Annotated in this window: 19 protein-coding genes; 5 read left to right on the forward strand and 14 right to left on the reverse strand. The window is 42.5% G+C overall.

Features of this window, described 5'->3' with window-relative positions; all coding sequences use genetic code 11:
* Positions 1-79: 79 nt before the first annotated feature.
* Both M3P07_RS05750 and M3P07_RS05755 read right to left on the reverse strand, forming a co-directional pair.
* Complete coding sequence (locus M3P07_RS05750; protein ID WP_249968941.1) at positions 80-2086, reverse strand: beta-lactamase family protein; 2007 nt, start codon at positions 2084-2086, stop codon at positions 80-82.
* A gap of 117 nt (positions 2087-2203) precedes the next feature.
* A complete protein-coding gene (locus M3P07_RS05755; RefSeq protein ID WP_249968942.1) occupies positions 2204-4408 on the reverse strand; it encodes a carbohydrate binding family 9 domain-containing protein in 2205 nt (734 codons plus the stop codon).
* Between the two features lie 251 nt (positions 4409-4659).
* Between M3P07_RS05755 and M3P07_RS05760 the strand changes: the two genes are divergently transcribed.
* Together M3P07_RS05760 and M3P07_RS05765 are read left to right on the forward strand one after the other, a co-directional pair.
* The gene (locus M3P07_RS05760; protein WP_249968943.1) at positions 4660-5145 is read left to right on the forward strand and encodes a PH domain-containing protein; all 486 of its coding nucleotides are present in this window, start codon (positions 4660-4662) and stop codon (positions 5143-5145) included.
* A gap of 6 nt (positions 5146-5151) precedes the next feature.
* A complete protein-coding gene (locus M3P07_RS05765) occupies positions 5152-5754 on the forward strand; it encodes a hypothetical protein (RefSeq protein ID WP_249968944.1) in 603 nt (200 codons plus the stop codon).
* A gap of 158 nt (positions 5755-5912) precedes the next feature.
* Here M3P07_RS05765 and M3P07_RS05770 read toward each other — a convergent pair whose 3' ends face one another.
* The 7 genes from M3P07_RS05770 to M3P07_RS05800 form a co-directional block, all read right to left on the reverse strand.
* Positions 5913-6611 (reverse strand): galactosamine-6-phosphate isomerase, encoded by a 699-nt coding sequence (locus M3P07_RS05770; RefSeq protein ID WP_249968945.1) that lies wholly within the window; start codon positions 6609-6611, stop codon positions 5913-5915.
* Complete coding sequence (locus tag M3P07_RS05775; protein ID WP_249968946.1) at positions 6608-8404, reverse strand: sodium:solute symporter family protein; 1797 nt, start codon at positions 8402-8404, stop codon at positions 6608-6610. Before M3P07_RS05775 ends, M3P07_RS05770 begins: the two co-directional genes overlap by 4 nt.
* A gap of 27 nt (positions 8405-8431) precedes the next feature.
* Positions 8432-9805 carry a family 4 glycosyl hydrolase gene (locus tag M3P07_RS05780; RefSeq protein WP_249968947.1) on the reverse strand — a complete coding sequence of 458 codons (1374 nt, stop codon included), beginning with the start codon at positions 9803-9805 and terminating at the stop codon, positions 8432-8434.
* Positions 9806-10071: 266 nt separating this feature from the next.
* Positions 10072-11649 carry an arylsulfatase gene (locus M3P07_RS05785; RefSeq protein ID WP_249968948.1) on the reverse strand — a complete coding sequence of 526 codons (1578 nt, stop codon included), beginning with the start codon at positions 11647-11649 and terminating at the stop codon, positions 10072-10074.
* 96 nt (positions 11650-11745) lie between these two features.
* Positions 11746-13149 (reverse strand): Gfo/Idh/MocA family oxidoreductase, encoded by a 1404-nt coding sequence (locus M3P07_RS05790; RefSeq protein ID WP_249968949.1) that lies wholly within the window; start codon positions 13147-13149, stop codon positions 11746-11748.
* 155 nt (positions 13150-13304) lie between these two features.
* Positions 13305-13997, reverse strand: coding sequence for a protein-L-isoaspartate(D-aspartate) O-methyltransferase (locus M3P07_RS05795; protein ID WP_249969447.1), 693 nt, complete (start codon positions 13995-13997; stop codon positions 13305-13307).
* Positions 13998-14079: 82 nt separating this feature from the next.
* Positions 14080-15102: a helix-turn-helix domain-containing protein gene (locus M3P07_RS05800; protein ID WP_249968950.1), complete on the reverse strand. Its 1023-nt coding sequence runs from the start codon at positions 15100-15102 to the stop codon at positions 14080-14082.
* An 80-nt stretch (positions 15103-15182) separates the two neighbouring features.
* Between M3P07_RS05800 and M3P07_RS05805 the strand changes: the two genes are divergently transcribed.
* On the forward strand, positions 15183-16376 hold the full coding sequence (locus M3P07_RS05805) for a hypothetical protein (protein ID WP_249968951.1): 1194 nt from the start codon (positions 15183-15185) through the stop codon (positions 16374-16376).
* On the forward strand, positions 16373-17764 hold the full coding sequence (locus M3P07_RS05810) for a zinc-binding metallopeptidase family protein (RefSeq protein WP_249968952.1): 1392 nt from the start codon (positions 16373-16375) through the stop codon (positions 17762-17764). The genes M3P07_RS05805 and M3P07_RS05810 overlap by 4 nt, the downstream gene beginning before the upstream one ends.
* Positions 17765-17797: 33 nt before the next feature.
* On the opposite strand, the gene M3P07_RS05815 is transcribed toward M3P07_RS05810, so the two are convergent.
* The 4 genes from M3P07_RS05815 to M3P07_RS05830 form a co-directional block, all read right to left on the reverse strand.
* A complete protein-coding gene (locus M3P07_RS05815) occupies positions 17798-18853 on the reverse strand; it encodes a helix-turn-helix domain-containing protein (protein ID WP_249968953.1) in 1056 nt (351 codons plus the stop codon).
* 22 nt (positions 18854-18875) lie between these two features.
* A complete protein-coding gene (locus tag M3P07_RS05820) occupies positions 18876-19982 on the reverse strand; it encodes a type 1 glutamine amidotransferase domain-containing protein (RefSeq protein ID WP_249968954.1) in 1107 nt (368 codons plus the stop codon).
* 139 nt (positions 19983-20121) lie between these two features.
* A complete protein-coding gene (locus M3P07_RS05825) occupies positions 20122-21030 on the reverse strand; it encodes a leucine-rich repeat domain-containing protein (RefSeq protein ID WP_249968955.1) in 909 nt (302 codons plus the stop codon).
* 218 nt (positions 21031-21248) lie between these two features.
* The gene (locus M3P07_RS05830) at positions 21249-22697 is read right to left on the reverse strand and encodes a sulfatase family protein (RefSeq protein WP_249968956.1); all 1449 of its coding nucleotides are present in this window, start codon (positions 22695-22697) and stop codon (positions 21249-21251) included.
* A gap of 133 nt (positions 22698-22830) precedes the next feature.
* Here M3P07_RS05830 and M3P07_RS05835 point away from each other — a divergent pair, with 133 nt between their 5' ends.
* Positions 22831-24222 carry a sulfatase gene (locus tag M3P07_RS05835; RefSeq protein ID WP_249968957.1) on the forward strand — a complete coding sequence of 464 codons (1392 nt, stop codon included), beginning with the start codon at positions 22831-22833 and terminating at the stop codon, positions 24220-24222.
* A gap of 46 nt (positions 24223-24268) precedes the next feature.
* Here the strand turns inward: M3P07_RS05835 and M3P07_RS05840 are convergent, their stop codons facing one another.
* Positions 24269-25507, reverse strand: a complete 1239-nt coding sequence (locus M3P07_RS05840; protein ID WP_249968958.1) for a glycosyltransferase — start codon at positions 25505-25507, stop codon at positions 24269-24271.
* Positions 25508-25713: the final 206 nt, after the last annotated feature.

Genomic DNA, 25713 nt, shown 5'->3' on the forward strand with positions numbered 1-25713 from the left:
GGAAGTAATTTGCAATAACTTCATGTCCTAGAACCTGGTATGCCTTGGTTTTAGTGGTTTTTGATTTGGACTTAGGTTCCTATCGCTCCAATTGTTTCCCCTCCACAAAAATCTGCCACGCATCCATGGTAAGTTCGCTGCCCGTATCTGAATTGGTATAAATAATATATCCCATTTTCAGCTTGTCGTAAACCTCGAACTGGCATTTAAAGTCGCCATTATTTCCGCCATGATAAAAGGTGTCGCCGTAGTCGGTTTTTCGGATAAAAATGCCGAGGCCCGCACCTTCGGCCTTGTCTGGGTGGTTCCAAAATTCTTGTTTGGATTCAGTATGAATTTCCAAAAATTCCGAATAGGTATTTGGTTTTAACCCTCTTCGTTCCAAAATGGTCAGTGCGTAACCTGCAAAGGCTTTTGCCTCTGTATGCATGCTGAAGGCCATGCCCGCTTGTTGAGGGATTCCCCAACCCGTTGGCTGATTCCCCACATGACCTTCGGAAACCACCTCGCGTAACGCTTCGCTATCGCTGAACTCCATGTGATACAGTTCATTTGGCCCTATCAGTTCCTCCTCCAAGATTTGTTCGATGGGTTTACCGGTAATTTTTACAACAACCCGTTTAAGGTATTCAAAACCTTCGCCGGAGTATCCATACTTTTCTCCGGGTGTATTGATCATTTCAATGCCCCAATTGGGAAGCCCACTCCGATGTATCAAAACATGTCTTGCCGTCATTTTTTTATATTCTGGATATGCATCCAGCTGCTCAAAGGGTAAATACTCATGTAGGGGTTTGTCCAAATCGATGATATTTCTATCCGCCAGTCTTAAAACCACAAAGGCGAAGACAGGCTTGGTAATTGAGGCGGCCTCGAAAAGTGTTTTCTCATCAACTGGCACCTTTGTGGTGGAGTTTTTCACCCCATAGGTTTTATGATAGACCACCTTTCCATCCTTGATCAAGGCCAAAGAGATACCCGGGATATTGTAATGTTCCTGATAAGCTGCAATGATTTGGTCCACGTGTTTCTTGGATTCTTCATTAAAATCATGGAGCAGGCCGTTGGCAGGGATAATGTCAGGTTCCGATAGCATCTTGACCTCCAAGGCCGGAATAGGTTCATGCCCCTCAGCACTTAAAGTAAAAGCCACTGGATTTGTAGGGGCCAATCGGTAGAATCTATAGTCCAATTCAAAAATTTTAGTCGGCACCTCAATTTGATAATTTCCCACTGGTAAAGGAACAGTGAAGTTTCCTGTGGTATCGACCACCGTCTGGACCCACATTTTTTCATTGTCCACGTTACTAATTCTGATGCTGATGGGTATAGGCTCCTGAAGTTGGGAGGTATCTATCTTACCTTCGACCATTCCAATGTCGACATTGTCCGCTATAAAAATTACATTGCCCAACCTATCCGGATTTGCCACCTTTTGGGTGCCCCGCCCCCATGAAAGCCATGTAAAACTTTCATCCTCATCTTTGTCTATCGCCACCAAATCCATTCCCAAGGAAGAGCCTTCCTCAATTTTTCCGTCGAGCTTTAGCTTCCACTCAATAGTTTTGCCTTTATCAGTTTTCTTTTTGGCCATTTCCACCTTGTCCCAAGCCGTTCTGGCACCATAGGCGTTCCGTTGGTCGCCATATTCACTGTATTGGGTCACTGGGGAACCTGTTTTTAAGCTCTTTTCGTTGACGTAGAGCTCCAATCCATCTTGATTGTCCCAAAAAGAATCTTCAGGAGGCACCATTACGGTGGATTCGTCCGATATTTCCATGGCGATATAGACTTCATTCTGATCAGGATTGTAGGCGATGCGGAAATTCCCATGGAAATCCTCTTCGCCTGCTGGTTTTTCCCCAAGCTCCGCATTCTTTATGGGATATTGGATCATGGTACTAGGCCATTCCGATAGGTCTCCATCCAAATTGAAATTTTGCATTGGAATTGCATAGGCAATGGCATCTTCAGAAGAAACAAGCTTGTCTTGTTTGGAATTTTGGCAGGAGAAATTTAATAATGAAATAGTCAAGAGGGCATAAACGAATACGTGACATTGGGATTGGTTAAGGTGTTTTTTCATGACGTGGTCTTTAGTTGTATACCTAATGAGTCATTAAAAATCAGATTGTTACAGTCCGCTAACCCTCACATGGCAAATTTCTAAATGAAAGAAAAAGCGGGCTGTGAACCAAATGCCCTACCAGTTAAACCAATGCGTAAATTTCAAGGTAAGGGACCAACTCTTTCCCACATTGGGATCCAACAATTGGGTATTTGTGTACACCAAGAAAAGGTCGGAAGCCGGTTTGTACCGCCATTGAAAGCGGGAGTTGAGATTAAAGTTCTTTGACTGCTCATTGTATTGAAATAAAGTCGCAAAAAACACCTTGTTGGTAAAAGTGATATCCACTTCGGAACCAATCAGCCAAAATTCTGTGTCGTTCCAGGGAGCCGGCATGCTAATATGGTTATAACTAAGATTGGCATTTAGGCTTACGTGAGGTTGAAACCGATATCCCAATTCCCCATTGAAGTTGATGCGCCTACCATCCAGATAATAGCCGCCAAAATAACCCCCAGCTGTATAGGTAAACATGCTTTGCGGTTTGGAGGCATAGTCGAGCCGAACGCCATTCCAACGATGTTTGGTACCCGTGGCCAAGGAATCCTTGCCCGATCGTGTTGGATCAAACGGGGCCAACAACTCCACATGTTCGTTTACAAGTCCCACCTCAAAACTACTTCGGTTCCGGAAACTTAAGAGGTATTCCAGTTCGCTAAAATTATCAGTTCGTTCCCATTTTTGATTTAAGAAATAAGAGCTGCTTAGTTTTGGTCCGTGGCTCACAAGCCCCCAATCCTCATTTTTTGGAAAAAAGGTGTGGCCCAAAAACGCATTTAGGTTTATAAAGTCCTTTCTGGGCACAAAGCCCACCTCGGCTGTATAATGCTCCCCAACAGACTGTTCTTGTATTCCCCAATTCCAAATACGGCTTTTGTATTCCAAATGGGCGGCTTGCGTAATGCCGTTTCCGTTAACCCTGCTTGGCGCAAAGGATTTGAGCACAAAGGCTTTTCCTGTCCATAGATTATTGGAAGAAGCCAAATTGTATTCCACTCCCAAATTCCGATTAAACTTGGGGAATTGCGTCCGTAGCGAATCCGCTTCTTCGGGATAACGGAGCGATTCCTTGTCCACAAACAACAATCCAAGACTTGATCGACTGAACATTTTTCGTTGCAGGGAAACCACTGCAAAATTCTGGTTGGGACGACCGGTTTCCTCTACGCTTGCCGTTTGCATGTCCATGACCCCCAAACGCCAGTTCTCGTTTAAATTTCCGCTGAGTCGGGCTCCCGCTCGAATGGGAACACCCAATCCTATCCGTCTTGAAAAGAAAGGACGGATGGTGGAATATCCAAAGCTGGCGAACAAGTCAGCATTTTCTAGAAAAAATTGCCGTCTTTCAGGAAAAAACAGCTCAAACCGGTCCAAGTTGGTGACTTGGCGATCTACCTCCACCTGTGAAAAATCCGGATTTACGGTAAGATCTAGATTCAAGGACGAGCTTATGCTAAATTTTACATCACCCCCTACCCTTTTCTCAAAAACTTCGGGTTCATCAAAATCCTGAACCAACTCGCCCAACACGTAGGGAATCACCGAAATATTGGATTTTGGTGCAGGTGGTGGTTGGTCCCAAACCAATACCCCCGTATATGCCAAAGAAGCCGTAGGGAATTGCCTCGGTATGGGGGTCCAACTTGATTTTTCACTGGACTTTAGGTCCAACCTACTAAAATTGATACCCCATTCGGTAACCCCATCCTCGTACCGAATGGACTTAAAGGGAATGGCCATTTCAACCACCCATTTATCCGGGTCTTGTTTTACTTCGGAAATCCATTTGGTATCCCAATTCAAATCTACTCGTCCCCCTCCAAACATGGTACCGTCCCATTGTGCCCCTGCAGCGTTGGACCCAAAGGAAAATCCCGTGGTCTGATTGTTGAACGGATCCATAAACAACAGGAAATTATCGTTCTTTCCGAAGGAAAAATCCCGTCTTAGGGATTCCACAAAATATTTGCCGTGCACACTATTGAAGAAAATAGCGGCCAAGTAAATGTTCTTATCATCGTAGGTCATCCGAATTTCGGAAGGTTCATTGGCCTTTCCCGTATCCATGGGCAAAACCATGAAAAAATCATCGGCCACATCGGCCTCTTGCCAGGCTTGCTCATCCACAATACCATCTATGGTAATGGGCTGGGTTGTTTTCCGGATATGATACCTGAAATCCTCGTTCTTTTTTTGGGCAAGGCCTTGAAATAGGACAAACGATGCAAAAATGGGGATGCCCACATCCCGTAGAAAGTAATAAACGCTTTTGGTTCCCATGGTTGATTAGGGATGAAATTAGGACTTTCCTCCACCAAACCAATCACTTTTTATCTGAACGACACTTGTTTAGGCATAAAGAACCGTTGCCCACATCTTGAGGTTTACGACAAGCGTAATGCTTAGGTTACTACTTGAGCCAATCTCTTTGAACTTCTCAACTTCTTTAGCGCTGTGCAATATTGTTATCATGGTTTCGTTTTTTCAATCTTTGCAGTCTTTGAAATCAACCAAAACCAGCCAACCTTCAAATGTCAACCTTTCTTAAAAAAATTACCCTCATTGCAGTTACCGGATTCCTTTGCAACTCTTGTTTTATTGGAAAGGCAGTAACAAAATCCAAAGCAAAAAAGGAATTTACTGTTGAGCACTATGGCATTCCACCAACCTTTGGGGAAAACAAGGATATTGTGCTTATCGGACTTACAGGCAACTTTAAGCACTACAATAAGTTTATGAGGAAAAAATTTGCCAAGGTCTATGAAGCGGATTATGTCATTTTGGATGCGGGCGAGCTTGAATCGGATAAATATTCCGATCTAAACAAATACAGATACTACTTCTCATATACCCTTGGTACCACTGTACAGTCCAAGATAACATACTCCTATAAAAAGTTATATGTATACGACCGATTGGAAAAGGAACAGTATATAACCGGCGCCCAATATTCCTATTACGCCAAGGCCATGGAGGCCTATTTGGAAAACTTAAATGAACTCATAACCTCTAATTAATAAAGAATGAATTTTGCACGATTAAAAATCGCCTTACTTTTTGTATTGGTAGCCAACCTAGGAATTTTACATTCCCAAGTTTTGGTTTATAATACCTATCAAGACTTTTTAAACCAAACCCCAGTACAATATGACGGTTTGGACAACTACCGCGCTTTCGGGGAAGCAATGAGTTTAAAGGTGATTAAAAATGGCGAAACCGAACGTATTCGATGCAAAGACTTTTGGGGTTTTGTGTATAAGGATGCACTGTTTAGAGTGGATCACAACAGTCCAGGAAGTATGATTGCCAGACTGATGAGCGATGGTAAATTGTATTATTATGAAAATGGCATTCCACATATCGATATGCTACTTAAGGACAGTGATTCTGCGAGCTACTTGGCAAGCATGGGATATACGGCCTACATATCAACTGAATTGGATTCTGAAATGATTCCGCTTACCAGTGGCACTAACTTGATCGACAGAAAAAGAGCAAAAAAGAAAAGAAAGCGGTTTAGAAAAGAGAATACCGAACATGAGGAACTCTTTAATTGTATTCGGAATACTGCAATTGAAACCTTAAGGAGGTGTATTTCTAAATATAATGCTGACGATAGTCAGTAAATTGTTTTACGCCTATCCCAGTCTAGAATTTAAGCCCTGCAGGGCTACCTATTTGGGTATAAACGGTTAAGATGGCAATTCATATGAGGTGTTTGAAGTGGTATTGTTAAGGGTTGGATTTTCTCCGATTGGAATGTGATGCGATTGTGCTACATTTCCTAGTGTACAATCAGGCAATCCACGTTGGAATGTTCCCATAAATAGGAAGCTGGACAAGCGGCATCTACCTTTCCTGAAAAAAAAGCTTGTTTTGCTTGTTCCTTACCTTCTCCGGAAACAATCAGAATAATATGTTTTGAGGACAAAATATCCTGCATACCCAAGGTTAGACCTTTGGTGGGTTTGATATCCAAATTCTCTACCATGGCATGTTGTTGGGATTGCGGGGTGAGGTTGTTGATATGACAATGAGGTTGTAGGTTCTCTGCAGGTTCGTTAAACCCTAGATGTCCATTTTGGCCCAAACCCAAAATGCAAATGTCTATTGGACCTTCGGTTTGTAGCATTTCCTGAATGCGCGCACATTCCTGATTTAAATTGCCTGATTTCGGATTAAACCTTAAGTAATTCTTCTTGTTAATCCCTAAGGGCCCGATCAAATGCTTTTGTAGAAAAGCATCACATGAGCCCTCGGTAGATGTTAGACCTATCCATTCATCTAAGGGTATTAGCCGAAGCTGTCCAAACAAAATTGGATTTTGGGCCGCCACCTTCACTAATTGTTTGTATAGCGGCAAGGGTGAATTGCCCGTGGCAGCGCATAATAGCAAGCTTGGATTTTGGTCAAGCTCATCCATTACAAGCGATTTCGCCATTGATCCCATTTCCTCTGTACTTCCAAATTCTAAAATCCTCATGGTTTTTCCTGCGTTTTTACCGCGGCCACCAAACGTAAAGTAAGCCAACCACAAACACTACCTAACAATAACAGTAAAAGCGCAGTTTTATAACTGCCTAAAACGGCATGTCCAACACCAAAGAGCAAACTATTTAGAAAAATGACCCCAAATACAAAGCCAAACCACGATACTTTGGTAGAGCTTCTCTCCACCAAATCGGGCAGCTGTTTTGCAATGGGACCCCACCATCCTTTAGGTCGTACTTTTTTATAAAAGTTGAGCAAGGTTTCATTGTCCACAGGTTTGGTCATAAAGGTCACTATAATGGCAATCACCGTACAAACCAAAAGGAGAATGGTCGCTCGGATAAGTGCTACATCTTCATGATACCAAGTGTTTACGGTTTCCAATACAGCATCGTCCACCCAACCAAAACCATGTAGCCAACGCACCCATAGAAAGCCATTGGCAAGCACTAGGGCCGAAAGCATGCTCGCAATTTCAGACCAAGCGTTTATACGCCACCAAAACCAGCGTAGCATCAGAATTATGGAAATACCGGACACTATTTCAATGATATAGACCCAAGCTCCAGCAATACTATCCATTTGCCAAGCTGCCATGGCGCTAATCAGTAGTAAAAGCACAATGCTAATACGCGAAACCAACATATAATGCTTATCTGTTGCATCTTTTCTGATAAAGCGTTTGTAGATATCATTTACCATATACGAGCCACCCCAGCAGAGGTGGGTATCCACGGTGCTCATAAACGCAGCCATAAAGGCTGCGATCAACAATCCTTTGAGGCCTATGGGTAGCACTTCATTGATCATCATTGGATATGCCAATTCAGGATCCGCCAACAATGCTTCGGAAGCTTCGGAAATCGGCAGGATGACAACGGAACCCAAACCTACCACTATCCATGGCCATGTAAGAATGACCACTCCTGCCACAGCAAACCATAGCGAAGCCTTAATGGCATGTTTTTCATTTTTTGCCGAGAACAATCGTTGTACGATATACCCATCACCTTGAGCCTGTCCCAACCATAGAATCCCTATCAAAAATACAAAGCCAATCATTTCTGTGGTGCCTATATGCGAAAGGTCAGGGAGCATATCAAGTACACCTGCAGGAGCATCGCTCCGAGCGGCAATTTGCGAAGCCAATTCTGTTGGCCCACCGATTTGAATCAGAACAAAGATGGCCAAAATAATGGTCCCTAATGTTCCTGCCGAAAAGTGGAGCATATCCAGAACAACAACTCCTTTGATACCAGAACTTAATGTGTGGATTAACGCAAAGGCAAGGGTTATGCCCAGAGCAAATTCAGCACTCCATCCCAACATTATTTGAGAGAATTTAAGCATGGCCAACATTATCCAACCGAGTGTAAAACAGTTCTTAAAAACTCCATAAAAAGCGGCCGTAAACCCTCGGAGTACCGAGGCAGATTTACCGCTATAGCGCAATTCTATCATTTCCGCATCTGTGAGAATTTCTGACCTACGCCAATATTTGGCATAAAAAAACACCATCATCATGATGCCTGCTCCCAAATACCACCAAAGCCAATTGCCATAAATACCTTTGCTCCGCACAAGGGCGGTTACTGCCAATGGGGCATCGGTGGCAAACCAGGTTGCCGCAATGGAAGTTCCCAATAACCACCAGGGTAAATTACGGCCAGCAACAAAAAAATCGGTGATGTTTTTAGAATTATGCTTGACCACAAAAACACCGATACCAATGCTTAAAAGCAAGTATCCTATGATGACAACCCAGTCTAAGTATGCTAATCCCATCTATATTTTTTGGAGTAGACTGTCAATCTAATTGAGTTCAGGTAAAACATCTTTTTGTAGGGCTAACATTTCATCGCACATTGCTATGGCATTTCGGTATGAATCAACTGTAGGCTCAATAAGAATGGCTTGTAAGAGTTTGTCTTTGGATTTTTCTACAAAAGCCTCAACCAACAGCTTATGTATACTGGCATGCAAACGGATGGTGGCGGCAATTCCTTCGGCCATTGGCTCCATTTGCACGGGCTTAATTCCAGAGGCATCGCAATAGGCTGGTACTTCAACCACCAGATCATTGGGTAGATTGGGGATGGCCCCACTATTGGGTACGTTGACCGCCTCTAACCAACGCTTGTTATTGGTAACAACCGATTCCATGATCAGGGTTGCAATTTCTCCAGAACTCTTAAAACTTCCATCCTCATTTTCAAGTTGTATTTCTTCAGTAGAACCAACAGGTAAAAGGGTCTTGCTCCAATCTTTGGTCCATTCCCGCTCATAATTTACACGGTCTACAGTATAGACTCCTTCGGGAATTTGATTGTTTTCCCATGGGTGGCCTTCATAGGGGTCATAAAAAAATTGCAATTGAGGAATCACAAACTCCTCTGCCCACCTCAAGTATTCGCCATAATGATTAGCGGCCGGTGACGGCCATTGCCCAAACCTTCTAAAGAGGATTCTCCCCAAAGCCAACTCGTGCCACTGGGCCAACCAATCCCCTTTTTTCTCAATGATTTTCAGTTTAGGATATAAATCTTCTCCTGTTGACTTTTGCCTGATTTCTTGAAACCAAGTAAAGTGATTAATACCACATGCCTTAGTCTGCAAATCTTCCAATGGAACCTTTAAAAGCTTGGAAAGTTGTTCTCTCCCCATAAAAACACCATGACATAGGCCAACGGTTTTAATTGAGGTCAATCGGGTTACCGCTTCACAAATTTTATGTTCTGGATTTGAGAAATTCAGTAGCATGGCCTTGGGGCAGAGCCTTTCCATTGCTTTAGCCAAATCCACAATTACCTTAATGTTCCGTAGCGCGTGGAACAAAGAACCTACTCCCCCGTTCTCACCGTATACCTGTCGGAATCCATACTTTCTTGGAATATGAAAATCCTGGGACCAATAGACATTACGGTCTTTTTCCAATGCACATATAACAAAATCTGCATTTTTGATGGCGGAATCCCTATTTGTAGTAGCTACAATTTTTGCCTTTCGCTTCAATTTTTGATTAACGTATTCGCCATGCTTGACCACATGTTCCAAGTGCGATTCTTCAACGTCCATTAAGTGAATTTCAAGGCCATTTCTGCATAGAGCATTGCTCAGGAGAATGTCTTGAACTATAATTGGCCCAAATTGGATGCTCCCTGCTCCTATATATGCTATTTTAATCATATTTAAACACGATTATTTTTGGCAATCACGATATAATATCGGGTCTCCAATATAGGCAATATCCCATTGTTCTACATTCACCCTGAAAATAGGTATACCAAAAATCGACAGCCGACATCATTCATTCACAATGGCGTAAGACAAATACCATGACAAATATCCAAGCGACCTTTGTTTTAACTGCCAGCACTCATCTGTCGTGCTTTCATGAACAAATCAAAATATCTGGAATGCCGTGTACAATTTGATTGCAGAATTAATCAGGTTTAATCCAAATTGGGCATTGCCCACTCTTGAATTCCATTAGCTTCTTCTTGCTCGTAATAAGCGGTCCAAAACGGTTTTTTCTCGGCTAAGGGCACCTTTTCGTTTATCAAATACGGTTGAACACTGTACCACCAATCATTGTAGACCTTTTGCAGTTGGTCCACTACTTCGGGGTGTTGCGAAGCAATATCGGTGGTCTGTCCAGGGTCTAGCAACATATCGTACAGTTCCGTGTTGTTTACAAACCGATATTGTTCATTACGAACTGCAACGTTCTTGTATTTCGAGTTTTCGGGATTGGCCGATTGTTCATCCTTGCCAAACTGCTTACTGACATTTTCCACCTTAGGATCATTGGGTTTATCCTGACCATTGAAATTTTTTGGGTTCAGGGGCCACCTTCCTCCATGAACAAAACGATATCTGTCCTTTCCTTCAAACTCGCCACCCATTAACAAGGGAAGAAAGCTCTTCCCATCCAAATCCGCGATGTTTGAAATATCGATATCGGCGACATCCGCAAGCGTTGGCAACATATCGTAATGATTTAACAATACCTCAATCTTTTTACCTGCAGCAAACTTTTTGGGCCATCGAATAAAGAAGGGAACCCTTGTTCCACCCTCATGGGCACTTCCTTTAAATCCCTTCATCCCAGCATTGTAAGTTATCTCCCCATGTACTGTATTTTGTCCGCCCCAAGTCTTCCCATTGTCCGACATAAATATGAGAATGGTATTATCGGCGATTTCCCAATCCTGTAGTTTTTCCATCAATCTTCCCAGATTGTCATCTATATTTTCAATCATCCCATAAAATCCCTGGGCTTTTTCTGGATAACCTTGTTCCACAAATTTTGACTTATAGCTTTCAGGGGCAATAAAGGGTCCATGCGGGGCATTGGTCGGGATGTAGGCGAAAAATGGTTGGTCTTCTTTTAATTGCTGTTTTATCCACGATAAGGCCTGGGTAAAAAACACATCGGTACAGAATCCCTGGGTCTTTACAAATGTACCATTGTGCTTGATTGTGGGGTCAAAGTATTTGTTATTGGGTGCATCTGCACAAGAACCTGGATAAGCTTGGCCAATACCTCCCCCACCATGAATGAACACTTCATCGAATCCTCTACTTTCAGGTTGATATTCGGGTTGGTCCCCAAGATGCCATTTGCCAAAAATTCCACTGCTGTAGTTACCTCGCTTTAGCACTTCGGGTAGGGTGGCAATATTAAGTGCCAAACGTTCCCGCTCCAAAATAGTATGGGTAATCCCATTTTTAAAGGGATGTCGACCTGTAAGAATGGCCGACCTGGTGGGAGCGCAGGTGGGGCTCACCTGAAAATCGTCCAGACTTATCCCCTGCGATTTTAGTTTGTCCATGTTGGGAGTTACAACATCAGGACTGCCATGGGCTGAAATATCCCCATATCCTTGGTCGTCGGTAAGAATTAAAATGATGTTGGGCGGATTTTCCTTCATTTCTTCTTGCTTGTTGCTATCCTTACAGGATAAAAGCAGCAGCAACAGTGTTAATAATGAAGTTTTTACCAATGTAAATAACAGTTTTGGTTTCATGTGATGGTGTTGGTTAGGTTGAGCAGAAATCTTACCAGAAAAGTAGAGATATACCTGGCTAGGAATGAATTCAAGGATAGTAGCAGTTCATTGCTTTCACAATCTTTTTTGCCTTGGCTCTAGATCAGTAAGCTCCGCTATCTTGACAGGGTGACCACTTTCAATACTTTTCCTAGCTCCAATTCCGATGAGGATGGACATGGCACCATCCCTTACCCCGGCAGCACGGTCAAACGGGTCTTGGGTATCTGGCAACTTGAATATTTTTTCATGAAGTCGTTTATCGCCACCTCCATGCCCCCCGCGTTCCATAGGGACTTGTATTGTTTTATGGTCCTCCCATAAATGATGTACGATCAAGGGTTTAAATTCCTCTACCTCTTTCAAGTTTTGTTCCATTTCCAAGGCATGGAGCTCTTCCTGGCTTAATTGGTCTGTCTTTCGGTATGGGATGTCATACCAAGCCTCTATCCTACCCTTGGTTCCATTAAAGGCAATTCGCCATCCTTCGAAAGGGGAATACGTGGTCAGGGAATAATTCACCACGGTTCCGTTGGCATATTTAATCTGGGAAGACATCTTGTCATAAATGTTGATTTCTTTTCTGAACAAGCAATTATCCCGAATATATCCGTCATGTTTTTCGTTGTTCACGTAGAGGTCCATATTCATTTTGCTCTTGGTAATATCCCAATGGTAGTCGCAGCTTTTCGTATGCTGGCAATCCCTACAATTGTTGCCCCTAAACGAATTGGAACTACCATAATGCTCCAAATCGCCATAGGCGAATACCTCCATAGGGTCCGAATTCAACCACCAGTTTAAGAGATCAAAGTGATGCGTGGCCTTATGCACCCAAAGGGTCCCTCCAGTTTGGCGAAGGCCGTGCCATCTTCTAAAATAGGACGCTCCATGATAAGTATTCAAATACCAATTGAAGTCCACCGAAGTCACCTGCCCAATGGTTTCTTCCATGAGCAACTGTTTTATCTTGGTGTTATAGGGCATCCAGCGATAGTTGAAACCGACAATGACCTTGTTGTTGTGTTTTCTTTCCGCATCCAGGATTTGTTGGCATTTAACCTCGTCTGTGGTCATAGGTTTTTCGGTGAGTATGTCGCACCCCAACTCTAATCCCCGAATAATGTATTCGTGATGGGTGGAATCCGTGGTGGTAACAATGACCAAATCCGGTCGGTTGTCTGTTACCATCTTGTCAAAATCGGAATAGGTATTGCATGTAACGCCCATATAGCCCTTGGCGAAGTCAAGTCTCCCGGGATTGGGGTCACAGAGTCCCACAAATTCCAAAGTGTCCGAGTATTCTTCCACCAATCGTTTTCCCCAAAAGGTAATGCCTCGAATGCCTGTGCCGATCAAGGCTATTTTGAGTTTTCTTCCCAAAAATGCAAAACTTATTGGAGAGGCCTCCATCATGGTTCCAGCGGCCAACATGGACACTGCTGCTAAAAATTTTCTTCTGGTTTGGTTATTTTTCATACGGCTTCCCTTTCCCCCAATTTATGCAATTAAAAGCTATCTTCCATGGATTGACCCCATTAGCCAATGAATTTCACAAATTGAACCGAATCGAAATGAAATTAATGTACTGAACCAATAAATGGAATGTTCGTGGACCTTGGCTATTTTCCAGTTTATTGTGGATTCTTTCTTGTGAAGGGAACAAAACGGACCGCCATCAATTCTTTTTTGACAATCTTGTTTTTCCGCTTAATGACCAATACCAATTGACGGACCCCATTATGCGGTCCAACGGGAATTATCATTCTCCCACCAATTTTTAGTTGATCTATTAATGGTTGGGGAATATACGGAGCGCCAGCGGTAACCATTATGGCATCGAAGGGGGCTTGGTTTGGCCAGCCATTGTATCCATCTCCGTCTCGAACAACCACGTTTGAATACCCTAAGCGCGATAATCGTTTTTCCGCTTCCTGGGCGAGTTCCGATACGATCTCAATAGTGTAAACAGAGTCCACTACCTTGGCAAGTATTGCTGCCTGGTATCCCGAACCTGTGCCAATTTCAAGTACTTTGTAATCAGATTTTAATCGAAGGGCCTGGGTCATAAAACCAACAATAAAGGGCTGGGAAATGGTTTGTCTCTTTCCTATGGGCAGCGGACTGTCGTTGTAGGCAAAGGCTCGTATGTCCCTGGGAACAAATTCATGGCGGGGGACGTTCAACAGGGCGTACAAGGTGGCATAATCCTGTATTCCACGGGCCTTTATCTGGGTTTCCACCATTTGCTTTCTCCGGTGGGTGTAGTTTTCTTGGCCCAATACATTACTGGACATGGTAAAAACCGACAACCATAGTATCAACACTCTATGCAAAACAAAGCAATTAACGCATTGACAGTAAGTTACAAAACAATAGTAGGAGAATCAATATTGAAAATAATTGAAATTACTCAGTTAGAAGTAATTTGCAATGCTTCCGGTAGGCAGTTGGGGTCATGCCCGTACTTTTCTTGAAAGCTGTATTGAACGTGGATTTTGAATTGAAACCTACCTGATAATAGACCTCCTGTATTGTCATTCCCCCATCATCAGTGTTTTCCAAGATTTTTTTGGATGCATTGATTCGCTGGGTGTTGATGATGTTCAAAAAAGTATCGCCATAATGGTTGCTTAGGAACCTGGAAATATGATGGGGCGACACCTGTAACGCTTTGGCCACTTTTTTCTGACTAATCAGCGGGTCGGTATACACATCGGGTTTGGTTATGTAGCTCGAAAATTCAACCTCCAAATGGTTTAATATTTCTCTGGGAAGCCCAGATTGCTGGGAGGTTTTTAATCTTGCTTTTTTGGAGGCCAAAGAGAAGGTAAGGTATAGTAGGGAAAACCCAAGTAAAGCCTCTGACAAGCAAAATAGTACCCATGCCCAAGTTTCGGATATGATCCCAAACTGCGCCCACAGCATTAATTCCAACAAATGAAGCATATAACTCCCTATCCATAATCCCAGCACCGGCTTTAATGTGTTCATCATTCTCGGTGATACCGATGCCAATAGCCAGATTGCGTAACCCATAAAATGAACTTGGCTTGCGATTAAAAGTGAAGGTTCATATCCTGTGTTTGAAGACAATATGAAAATTCCCAAAAGTGCAGGTACAAAGTGAAGCAGGGTTATCAATTTGGGAAATCTATGTCCCACTCCCATTAGTAGTACCGGTCCAAGTAAAAAATTCAAGGCGAAACCAAAGGAGTGAATTGTGTCAATAATAGAACTAAGCGAATTGATCCATGGGGTAAACCTCATAAATCCCAATAAATGATGTAGGAGGACAATCGCAATGGGAGCTGCCCACATTCGAATTTCCGTTTTGCCCTTTTGATTGAAAAGGATAAATAGAATTAATCCACTTATACATACGATAAGAAAATTGAGCAAACTCTTTATCCAAAAAAGCTCTACCATCATTGGGGGTTTATACACTTAAAAACAGGGTTCTAATTAAATAATCCGTACAAATATAAACGTACTGCGATGTAATATTGGGTATGAAATCGTTCCTAATACTATTCTTTTGGGTTGTAAACTCTTCCCTAGTCCTATGCCAACAGGTAAATTTTGTACAAGAACTGCCCTTTCCAGAGGGACTGATCAGCAGCGAGTCCATGCTAAGGTACCACGAGGAGAATCCAAAAAAGTTGATGGCTTCCATTTTGGCCGTAGACCCCAAGGCAAAAGATTTAGAGTATTATACTGTTGTGTTGGGTTCCAATGATTTGGGCAGCAGTTGGTCCCTTGAGAATCGGATTTTTTCGAAAGAAGCAGCCGATCCGTGGATCCATGCCCCAAACAAGAATCAATTTATCCTTTCTGATATCAGTGAGGGAAATGCCTTCCATCTTAAAACTTGGGAAGAAAAAAATGGGTCCTGGAGTTCGCCGACTTCCCATGGTTTTGGGCATGATCACGCCACCATTATTTCAGATAAGGAGGGACATTATCTCTTTTCTACCCAGAAGCTGGATAACAAAATGGTTTTGTACGTAGCAAAGGGAAACAGTAGCGACATGCTTTTGAAAAGTAAAACCATTGAACTTTTCAACGGTTGTGACCTTAGTGTAAAAAAACCGGTATTCTTTCAAGAAAAAATAGCCATACCTGTTGTGCTTCGGGGAGAATGGGATGGGAAATCTTCCAAACCTTTTGGGCAAATGTCCAGTTGGTTGATCATGATGGATAAGGAAACTTTGGAAACTACCGCCCCTTTGTTTATGACCAATAAATCTGGAGCCAAGCATCACATCTTGGTCAATGGAAATGATGAGCTTTATTATTTCTATACCGATGTTGACCGAAAAAAAATGGAGGTAATTAAGTTGCCCGCTTCAACTTCAAAGTGGACAGCGCCAACAACTCTTGCTGAATCCCCACACCTTATCAACTTGGATGCAGTCCAATGGCACGGTAATAAGGGGGTCGTGCTTTACACGGTAGAAGAGTCCCCTGGAAACTTTCAGAAATACCTTTTGGCAATTGACCCAAACTTGAGCTGGACAGCACCTGTAAAGCTTGGTCCCCTGAGTATTCCCGACGAAAGGAACGGTTGGGCTGGTAGGGCTTGGCCACAAGGTGGGGATTATTGCGGTCTGATTTCACACCTTGACGGGGCACTATATGCTGTATGGTCCGCAGCTCCCAAAGGAATTTTCAAACCTTATTTTTCTAAAATAACCCTGCCATGAAGCCAATAATTCCACTACTGTTACTAGTTACCCACTTCGTCTTTCCCCAAGATTTAGAAGGCTTAAAGGAGGACACATCCAATTACCTGGATCAAATCAAAGATGAATTATATGCCACAAGCGACAGCATCTGGGAATATTCAGAACCTTCGTTTGGAGAGCATCGTACCGTTGAGTTGCTAAAAACAAGACTTACACAGGCAGGATTTACCATTGAACATGCCGTAGCTGGCTTTGAAACCATGTTTATCGCATCTTATGGTTCCGAAGGACCGGTTATCGGGATACTTGCGGAAGCCGATGCAGATAGTCCTTTAATCCACAGAAAGGGTTTTGATCTACCCAATTCGGAATATGGGCAGGCAGCCGGGCATCACCTACTGGCCACAGGAAGTTTGGGAGCTGTACTTGCACTAAAAACGCTAATCGAACAAGATAGGATTGAGGCACAAATACATTATTATTTTAGTACCGCCGAGGGTAGTTTGGGAGGAAGGGTTCCAATGGCCAATAAGCGTTACTTTACTGAGTTGGACCTTGCATTTTTTTGGCACCCTGCCCCGGTCACAAGTGCGAACCCATCAAGATGGGATGCTATAATTGACATGGAATTTAATTTTCCCAACGACCGGGCAACCCCGGCACAAAGCGTAGAGTTTCTAAAATTTTTAGAGGTTTTAAAGCAGGATGACGACCCCAATCTTGCACTTAGGTACCGTATTCGGCATACCCAATTGGATTTGTCCCATTCGGACAACGGCCTAAAAATTTATTTGAGGATAACCCACACGAAGCAGGAAAAAGCTATTGAAATCTACAATTTGATCCTTAAAAAACTAGCTGATTTAAGATTGGATGAAGCTGTTACTTGGAATGTTTTCCGAGCTGTACACGAGTTTATCCCGAATTTAAAGGGAAACCAGTTGGCCTATGCCAATATGATAGGGCTGCCTGTCAGGAAAACAATAGAAATTGATAAACAGCTGGCAAACAATATTTGGAATGCTTCAGGAAAAGGAAAAGGTAAATTTTTGACCCAGCCCTTACCCCTAAACGAAGCCATTGCGGCTGGACTTTATGGTTATGGCAGCGATATAGGTGATGTAAGCTGGCAAGTTCCCTTAGTATCCTTTGTTGTTAGTTGTATTCCAACAGGGATGTCCATGCGCAATTGGGAAGCCACGGCTTTTGGTAAAAGTAACTATGCCAAAGAGGGAATGCTACAAGCGGCCAAAATAATGGCTGCCACAACGCTGGACTATTTGTCGAATTTGGAGGTTCAGAAAAGTATCAAAAGCGAATTTGAGGGACGACTACGAAATAGGAACTACTTTAATTCGATGGAAATGGTACCCAATGAATACTCCAGATTGAAAAGGAGCCATTGAACTTGATTCATTTTAAAAGTCATAGGTCGTAGCTTATCCGATGTGTTTTTTCCGAAATGCAGAAGGGGTTATGCCCTCGAACTTTTTAAAGGCACTGTTAAATGATGATAGACTACTAAAACCTGCATCAAAAGCAATGGACGAAATGGTAAAGTCTTTATTGCTTTCGTCAAGTAGAAGTTGTTTTGCCTCTTGAATCCTATACTGGTTTATAAAATCATTAAAATTCTGTTTGGCGTATTGATTGATTACCTCGGAGGTTTTTTGGGTACTGGTATTGACCAACTTGCTTAGGCTGGACAAGGATACATTGGGCTCCAAGAACAATTGGTCCTCTTCAATATGCTTGGATATCTGGTTAAAGAGCTCCATATTGTTATTCCTTTTAAAGGAATTGCCATTCAAATCCGTGATTTTGAGTTGGAATGCCTTAAAACTCAGAAAATAGACCACCGTGGAATACATAATGGGACCCACGATGTAGGGAACAGTATCTTCAATAATGTTCAATACATAGGAAATCCAGATTATGACAAATCCAATAATCAGCAACAATAACCAGTTTAATATTGCTTTTTGTGACTTTGTTCGTACTTCCTGGGGGAATTCCTGCCTTATTTTCTTGCGAATACCACCCGCTAGAAAAATATAGAAGGCAAAATGTAGATAAATAAAAATAAGGATGCTGCCAAAAAGAATAATGACATCCTTGTTGTTCGTTTCGAACCAACTTTTGTCAATAAAAAAACTGGAGAGAAACACTAACCCAAATGGAAGCAATTCCAAGAGGTAAAACTTGGGCAGGGTAAAATTGACAGATGTCATTCCGGCAACGTACCATCGCAGCAAAGGACCAATGCACAATAAAAAAGCCAAGCCTGCGAAAATAAACGCAGGCTCCAAATCATCTCCAAAATTCAGCATCACCGATTTGCCTATTCTGAAGGCCATCAGAATGAGAATTAAGGCCAGCAAGTAATTCGGTAGGGATTTTTTCTTTTTGATGGTGCAGAGGTAGACCGCAAAGGCCACTCCGTGAAGCAGGCCCGCACTACTGACAATAACAAGAAGTATATCTAAAAATCCCAACTGACCAATTTCTCAAATGTAGCTATATTTTCCCGCTTTTAGTTTCGCATTTTTTGGCATAGGAAACCAGACTTATAAGGTTGGCAAAGTTCCCTAATTCCCCTTTCATTGCAGCGAGGATTCCGTGTTTTGCTATTAGCACTCGGTCAAAAGGCTTGTTTTGGTCCACCATGATCGTTGCTATCATTTTTTTGGCTTGTTGTTTACCATTTTCGTGGTATGCGGTCAATACTTCCACTGCGTTTTCCTCTGCGGTAATTTCCCGATGTTTCGGGGTATAGCCCATTTGTTGGATCATACGCTCCACCAAACTCCAGGTAGACCAAGGATTTTGCCCGGTAATCAGGTTTTGATCATGACTTACATTTTCCAAATACATGGTTCCTTCATTGAAATTGGCACCTTGCTCCACCATTTTATCCTGAAGAAGAAATGGAAAAACGGTACGGGCATCGGAGATCAAGAGAAGCTCCTCTTCGTTAGTAAACCCACTAACCGTTTTGTTCTCCAATAGAGGGCGACCATTATCCAAGGTTACATTCACCAAGGCAGCAGGGCCATGGCATACTGCACCAATAACCTTATTCGATTGATAGTATTTTTTTACCAAGGATTGAATGGATTTATTATCTGGAAAATCGTACATGGCCCCCTTGCCCCCTGCAAAATAGACCGCTAGATATTCCTCCGCTTTTACAGCCGTCATGGGAATGGTGTTTTCGGCTTTGTACTGCGCAATGGAATCATTTAAAAAGGCAAAGTCGAAGGCACCCATATCTTCATCGTCAATGACCACGGGGGGCTTCCCTCCTTCCGGACTTGCAATATCCACTTCAAAGCCATTGGCCTCAAAAGTGTAGTACGCCCGGGACAACTCGGTTAGCTCGTAGCCTGTACTTTTTCCGCTACTGCCCATAGTATCCGTGCTGGTCACAACCACCAATACTTTACCCCTATGCGAAACGGGATGTTCCGATAAATAGGACAGATTTTTTACAGTGGTGGTTTCAAGGGAAGCCTCCCTTGGGGGAATCAAGCTTTTGAACCAAAACCCAAAAGAGACTACTAGTACAATTAAACTAAGAACAAAGATTGACACCCATTTGAGTATCCGATATTTTTTAAACATAACATTTGATTTATAATTCTTGGCTAAATAATGGCCGGGAGCCCGCAAAAGCTGTCGAAATGATAATTCCGTCAGAGTAAAAGATGATTCTGGGAACCGAGCAATCCTGCTTTTAAATCAAAAAATCCAGCTAAAAAGGTTAATTGCAATTAGCATTCACCTGCTGGTAATCGGATAGTTTAAGGGTTGGAATATCTTGGCCAGTCTCGACTTGAATACAGTGCAAATCCGGGTTTCTGTTAGCGCTTAAATAGTCAAGTTTGTCAAAACCACTTACGTCCAAGTTTTCAAGTAGGTTGCTAAAACAAGAAAGGTATATGAGGTTGGCTTTGGACCCAAAATTGATTTGTGTCAATTTATTATCGCCAACATCGACCGTCTCCAAAATTGTATTCGCACTAAGATCCAAATCGGTAATCTGATTGGTGACCAAATAAAGACTTTCAAGACCGCTGGCCTGACTTGTGTCGATCGAAACCAACTCATTATGGCTCATTAAAATATTGGCCAGGGTTGGGTTTTCAATGGTGAATTCCTCGAAAAAGTTAAAGGAAAGGTTTAACCATTTTAAGTTGACTGCATTGGACAATCCAGAAATGGAAGACAGGTCATTCACTTTTAAGTCAACCATCAAAAGATCTTTGTTTTTGCTTAAATCTATGGAAGACAGGTCGTTTCCTGAAAGGTCCAAAGTGTCCAAAAGCGTATTATGGGTTAAATCTATCGTGGATAAGCGATTCCCTATGGCTACCAATTTCTTCAATTTTGTAAAGCCCTCTATTCCAGTCAAATCGTGAATTTCTTCGGAGGTTGATGCACTGGAAATTTCCAACTCTGCAACATTTTCAACATCAGCTTTTAATACTTTACTATCTAGTTTTCCTTCGGAATCAATTCCCAAGGCTATCAATTTTGCTTCAAATTGCGCGTCTGGTACCTTCAGGTACAGGGAAGCGTCAAAATTATCAGCATCTTCTGAGTCTGAGCAGGAAATAAACAATGAAATAAAGGGTAATAAAACGACTGTTTTCTTAAGGTTTGTAATCATGTTCTGTTTTGTTATTTGATTTTTAAGATGAAGGAACTTCGTACCAAAAACCATACCCAAAACCACCCGATTTTTGTAACCTTGGCAATGAGGAAATTAGCATTGTAGCGTGCTGTCTTTTTGACAGCATCTAAATTTTCTAAAGGAGTTTATGTATGCAAATTGCCCTGATGGGACTTGCTGACCAACCCAAAAATGATTAGGTCGATACTTACCGCTTAGGGTTGACTTTTGGTGTAGTCGTTTCCGGCAGCACTGGCCTCTTGGGACACTTTCCATTGGTTCCATTCAGCAACCATCTGCTTTAAAATGTCAGGATATGTAGCTGCTAAGTCCTCGGATTCCGAGGGGTCATTGGCAAGGTTGTACAGTTCAAAAGTGTGGCCGTCATCCTTGCTGTAGATTTTATAATCCCCATTGATTAAAACCGCTTGTTTATTAAATCTAAATGCAAGATTCTTATCCCGCTTTTTAGCGGCTCCTGAAACTATAGGCAACAAATCTACGCCATCAAAAGGTCGATTGAATCGATTCATGTCAATATCCAATATTTGTGCAATGGTTGGGAAATAATCAGAAGTGAAACATGGTGTTTGCACTTGCAATCCCGAGGGTATTTTTCCAGGCCATTCCATAATTCCAGGCACCCGTATTCCACCTTCATACAGACTTCTTTTCCTTCCCTTTAGGCCCTTTGTGGTTCCTTGGGTCCGTCCTTTTGTTGATTTACCTTCTGGCCCATTATCGCTGGTGAAAAACAAGACAGTGTTCTCGTCAACTCCCAATTTCTCTAAGGTATTGCGTAAGCGGCCAATCTGTTCATCCATGGCCGTGAGAGTCCCGTAAAAGTGTTGCTGATCTTCCGATAGGTCGCCGTAGGGGCTTCGATAGTTCTCGCCTGTTAGTACAGGGAGGTGCGGTGTATGGAACCAAATTATACTGAGAAAAGGTTGTTTGTTTTTGGAAGCATTTTCAATAAAGGGTATTACCCGGTCCATAATCACACGGGAATCGTCCCCATCAAGGTTTTCAGTAACTATTTCTCCCGGTCCTGTCCAATAGGAAGTATTAAATGGCTTTCCGACCTCCAAAGCCATGGACACGTCACCAGCTGATCTATCAGGGGTTACCATTGGGTCCCAAGTGGGTACCTTGGATTCCGTAACAAAACTGGTGTCAAAACCATGTTCCCATGGTGGTGCGTAGTGCTCGTGATGTTGAGGTCTTCCGCCTCGGTTCGCTTCAATGGTATCCTGGGTCAGGGTTCCCAAATGCCATTTGCCAAAATGCCCTGTGGTATATCCAACCTCCTTGACCATTTCGCCCAAAGTAATCTCCTCAGGTTTAATGTGTCCGCAATTCGCAGTACAAATACCATAACGAAGCGGATGGCGTCCAGTCATGACACTTCCACGGGTTGGGGAACAAACAGCCGAGGCTGAATAAAAGCGATTAAACACCACTCCCTTGGCGGCCATGTCATCCAGATTGGGTGTTTTTAGATGGGGATGACCATTATATCCGGTATCACCCCATCCTTGGTCATCAGTCATGATCAGGATAATATTGGGCCGCTCCTTGGTATTCTGACTTCTTTTTTCATTTTCGGCACAACTAATAAAAAGACTAGTAAGCAATAAGGCTTTCAGAATATAAAATGGTCTCATTTGAATATTGGTAGCTTGGTATTGGCAATTAAATATATAGTTTTTGATACAGACCATCTCCAAATCGTCTTCCAAAAGGCCAATCCTATTTTAAAAATTTGGATATTGTACCTTCTCGTTCAAACCATACGACATGGGTAACAAAATATCTCGTTTTATACTTATTCTTTGCTGGATTTGCTTTTCGATTTCCCTACAAGCGTTTCAACAAAAACCAAACATTATCCTTATCAATGTAGACGATATGGGATGGAAAGATGTTGGGTTTATGGGCTCGGAATTCTACGAAACCCCGAATATTGACCAGTTGGCGGGTCAAGGGATAATATTCACAAATGGCTATGCAGCAGCAGCCAACTGTGCCCCGAGCAGAGCCTGTTTAATGACGGGTAAATGGGCACCCCGCCATGGGATTTACACAGTCGCAAGTTCCGAACGGGGAAATTCCAAACATCGGAAAATCATTCCCACCAAAAACACCACAACCCTAGCAAGGACACACCAGTTGCTCCCAGAGGTATTGCAGAAAAATGGGTATGCAACCTGCCATGCAGGGAAATGGCACCTGAGTGATAACCCATTGGAATACGGTTTTGATGTTAACATTGGAGGTGGCCATAACGGGCATCCAAGCAGTTATTACCCGCCCTATAAAAATGTTAGCATTGAAGAAGGTAACAGCAAACACCTTACAGATTTGGTCATGGAAAAAACGCTGACTTTTGTAGATACCATAAACCGGCCCTTCTTTTTGTACTACGCGCCCTATGCCGTTCATACGCCGATTCAACCCATTGATAACTTGTTGGATAAATACCAAAACAAACCTGCGTTTAATGGACAAAACAACCCGGAATATGCCACTATGGTGGAAAACTTGGACCGAAATATAGGACTGTTGGTTTCCAAGCTTAAGAAGAAGGGATTGTTCAAAAACACCTTGATCGTTTTCACTTCGGATAATGGTGGGTTGTACGGAATTACCCAGCAAAAGCCGCTTCGGGCAGGTAAAGGGAGTTATTACGAAGGGGGCATAAGGGAGCCATTTTTGTTTGTATGGAAAGATAAAATAGCTCCAAATACTTCAAGTGACATCCCTATTACGAATCTGGATATTTATCCCACCCTCCTCTCGATTGCAAACATCCCTAATGCGGATATTGGATTGGACGGCACCAGTCTAACCCCAATATTTATGGGCAAAGGTGCAATAGAAGAACGTGCTTTGTACTGGCATTTTCCCATTTACCTACAAGCCTATGATGTGGAAAACAATGAGAATCGTGATGCTTTGTTCCGAACACGGCCCGGTTCCGTGGTGCGATATGGGGATTGGAAACTCCACTACTATTTTGAAAACAATGATATGGAACTCTATGACCTTGCCAATGATATTGGTGAGCGTAACAACCTTGTATTAACGGAATCTGAAAAAACGAAGGAGATGCTGGGTTATTTGAAAACATGGTGGGACGAAACCGGTGCGCCTATTCCACAGACCCCAAATCCTGAATATCAAGATTAAACTAGGCAGGTTGATATTGAAGGATTTCTGGATTTTTGGAATTCCATCAATTAGGTTTGTTCTTTTCCTCAATCCATTTGCCCATATACTTGGTAGCAGCCAGGCCCTGTTGTTGTAACATCTTGCCCACTAGATTTTGGGTTCGATGTATTTCCAATTGGTTTCCAAGATTTTCCAATACCTCTTTTAACTTAGCTTGCAGCTTTCGTTTTGCGTATTGGGAATTGATAATCAAGATTCCTTGGGTTTGAGCTTGCTTCCATTTTTCCTGGTTTTGGTACAGGTCTATGGCATCTTGGGCAAAAAGTTCCAGATTAGGGCAGATAACTCCAGGCCACATGACATTGTCGTGCATTCCCTCTGCTCCAATGACAGTGGTTATTGATGGAGTGCCATTTTCCATGGCTTCAATCAATTTTCCTTTAATGCCAGCTCCAAATTGGATAGGAGCCAATAAGAGTCGTGCCTTTTGAAGAACACAACCTAAATCCTCTATCCAACCGATAATTTCAAAGCCTTCTTTGGGATTGTGCATTTCCAACACTTGTTGTGGAAGGTATGCGCCATAAATGCAAAGCCTTGCTTTCGGCAAAGCTTTTCGTATGCTGGGCCAAATATTCTTTTTCAAAGTTTTTATGGCCTCCACATTCGGGGTATGCTTGCCGTTGCCCACGCAGACAAAATCCCTTCGTGTATCAAAACTAGGCCAAGACAACACATCATCAGGGTAAAGTTCCGCTGACATAAGGGGCAAATGCAGCAACAAATTCTTTGGTACTACAGCCTCTTGGGTAAGAAGCTGCATTTCATAAGTAGAAACCATCAACGATAAATCGGAACGATAAATGCTGGCCATTTCCCGTGAGGTCAAGGGGTGGTTCTTCCAATGATTCATACTGAACTCCTCTCCTACTTTATAACAATCTTCCCTGGATTTACGCAAGGAGTGCAAATCTTCAGTGTTCAAAACCCTAATGGCCTGGGGAGCACACTCCGCTACGCGCCATCCAAATTGCTCTTCGGTCATAAAGCGGTCAAAAACAACGATATGAGGTTTTAAGTCCTGGATAAATTCGTTAAAACTGGAATGGTTCATTTGCAAGCCTACTGACTCAATTTGCATTGCCTCCAAATTCAAGCTATATGGAGTTGGTGATGACGTGGAACCAAAAATAACTTGATAACCAAAATCCCTAAAGGTTTCCAAAAGCTGCATCATCCGCTGACCCGCAGCTGTAGTAGTTGGCTCTGGCCATACATGTCCGATGATGAGAGTCTTTTTCAACTTCAGTGATTAATTAACAATGAGCAATGTACAATAAAGGAAACTTTAAATTTGAAAGTGGAAAATTGGGATTGGGGCGGATGCTAGAGGTTTGAGGATCAAAATTAAATAACTAATAACCAAATAACTGATAACTGACATCTGATTACTGATTACTGATTACTGATTACCGAATAAACCAAATTGAACCCCTGTTTCCAACAGTC

Source organism: Flagellimonas myxillae, from assembly GCF_023502235.1.
Classification (GTDB): domain Bacteria; phylum Bacteroidota; class Bacteroidia; order Flavobacteriales; family Flavobacteriaceae; genus Flagellimonas; species Flagellimonas myxillae.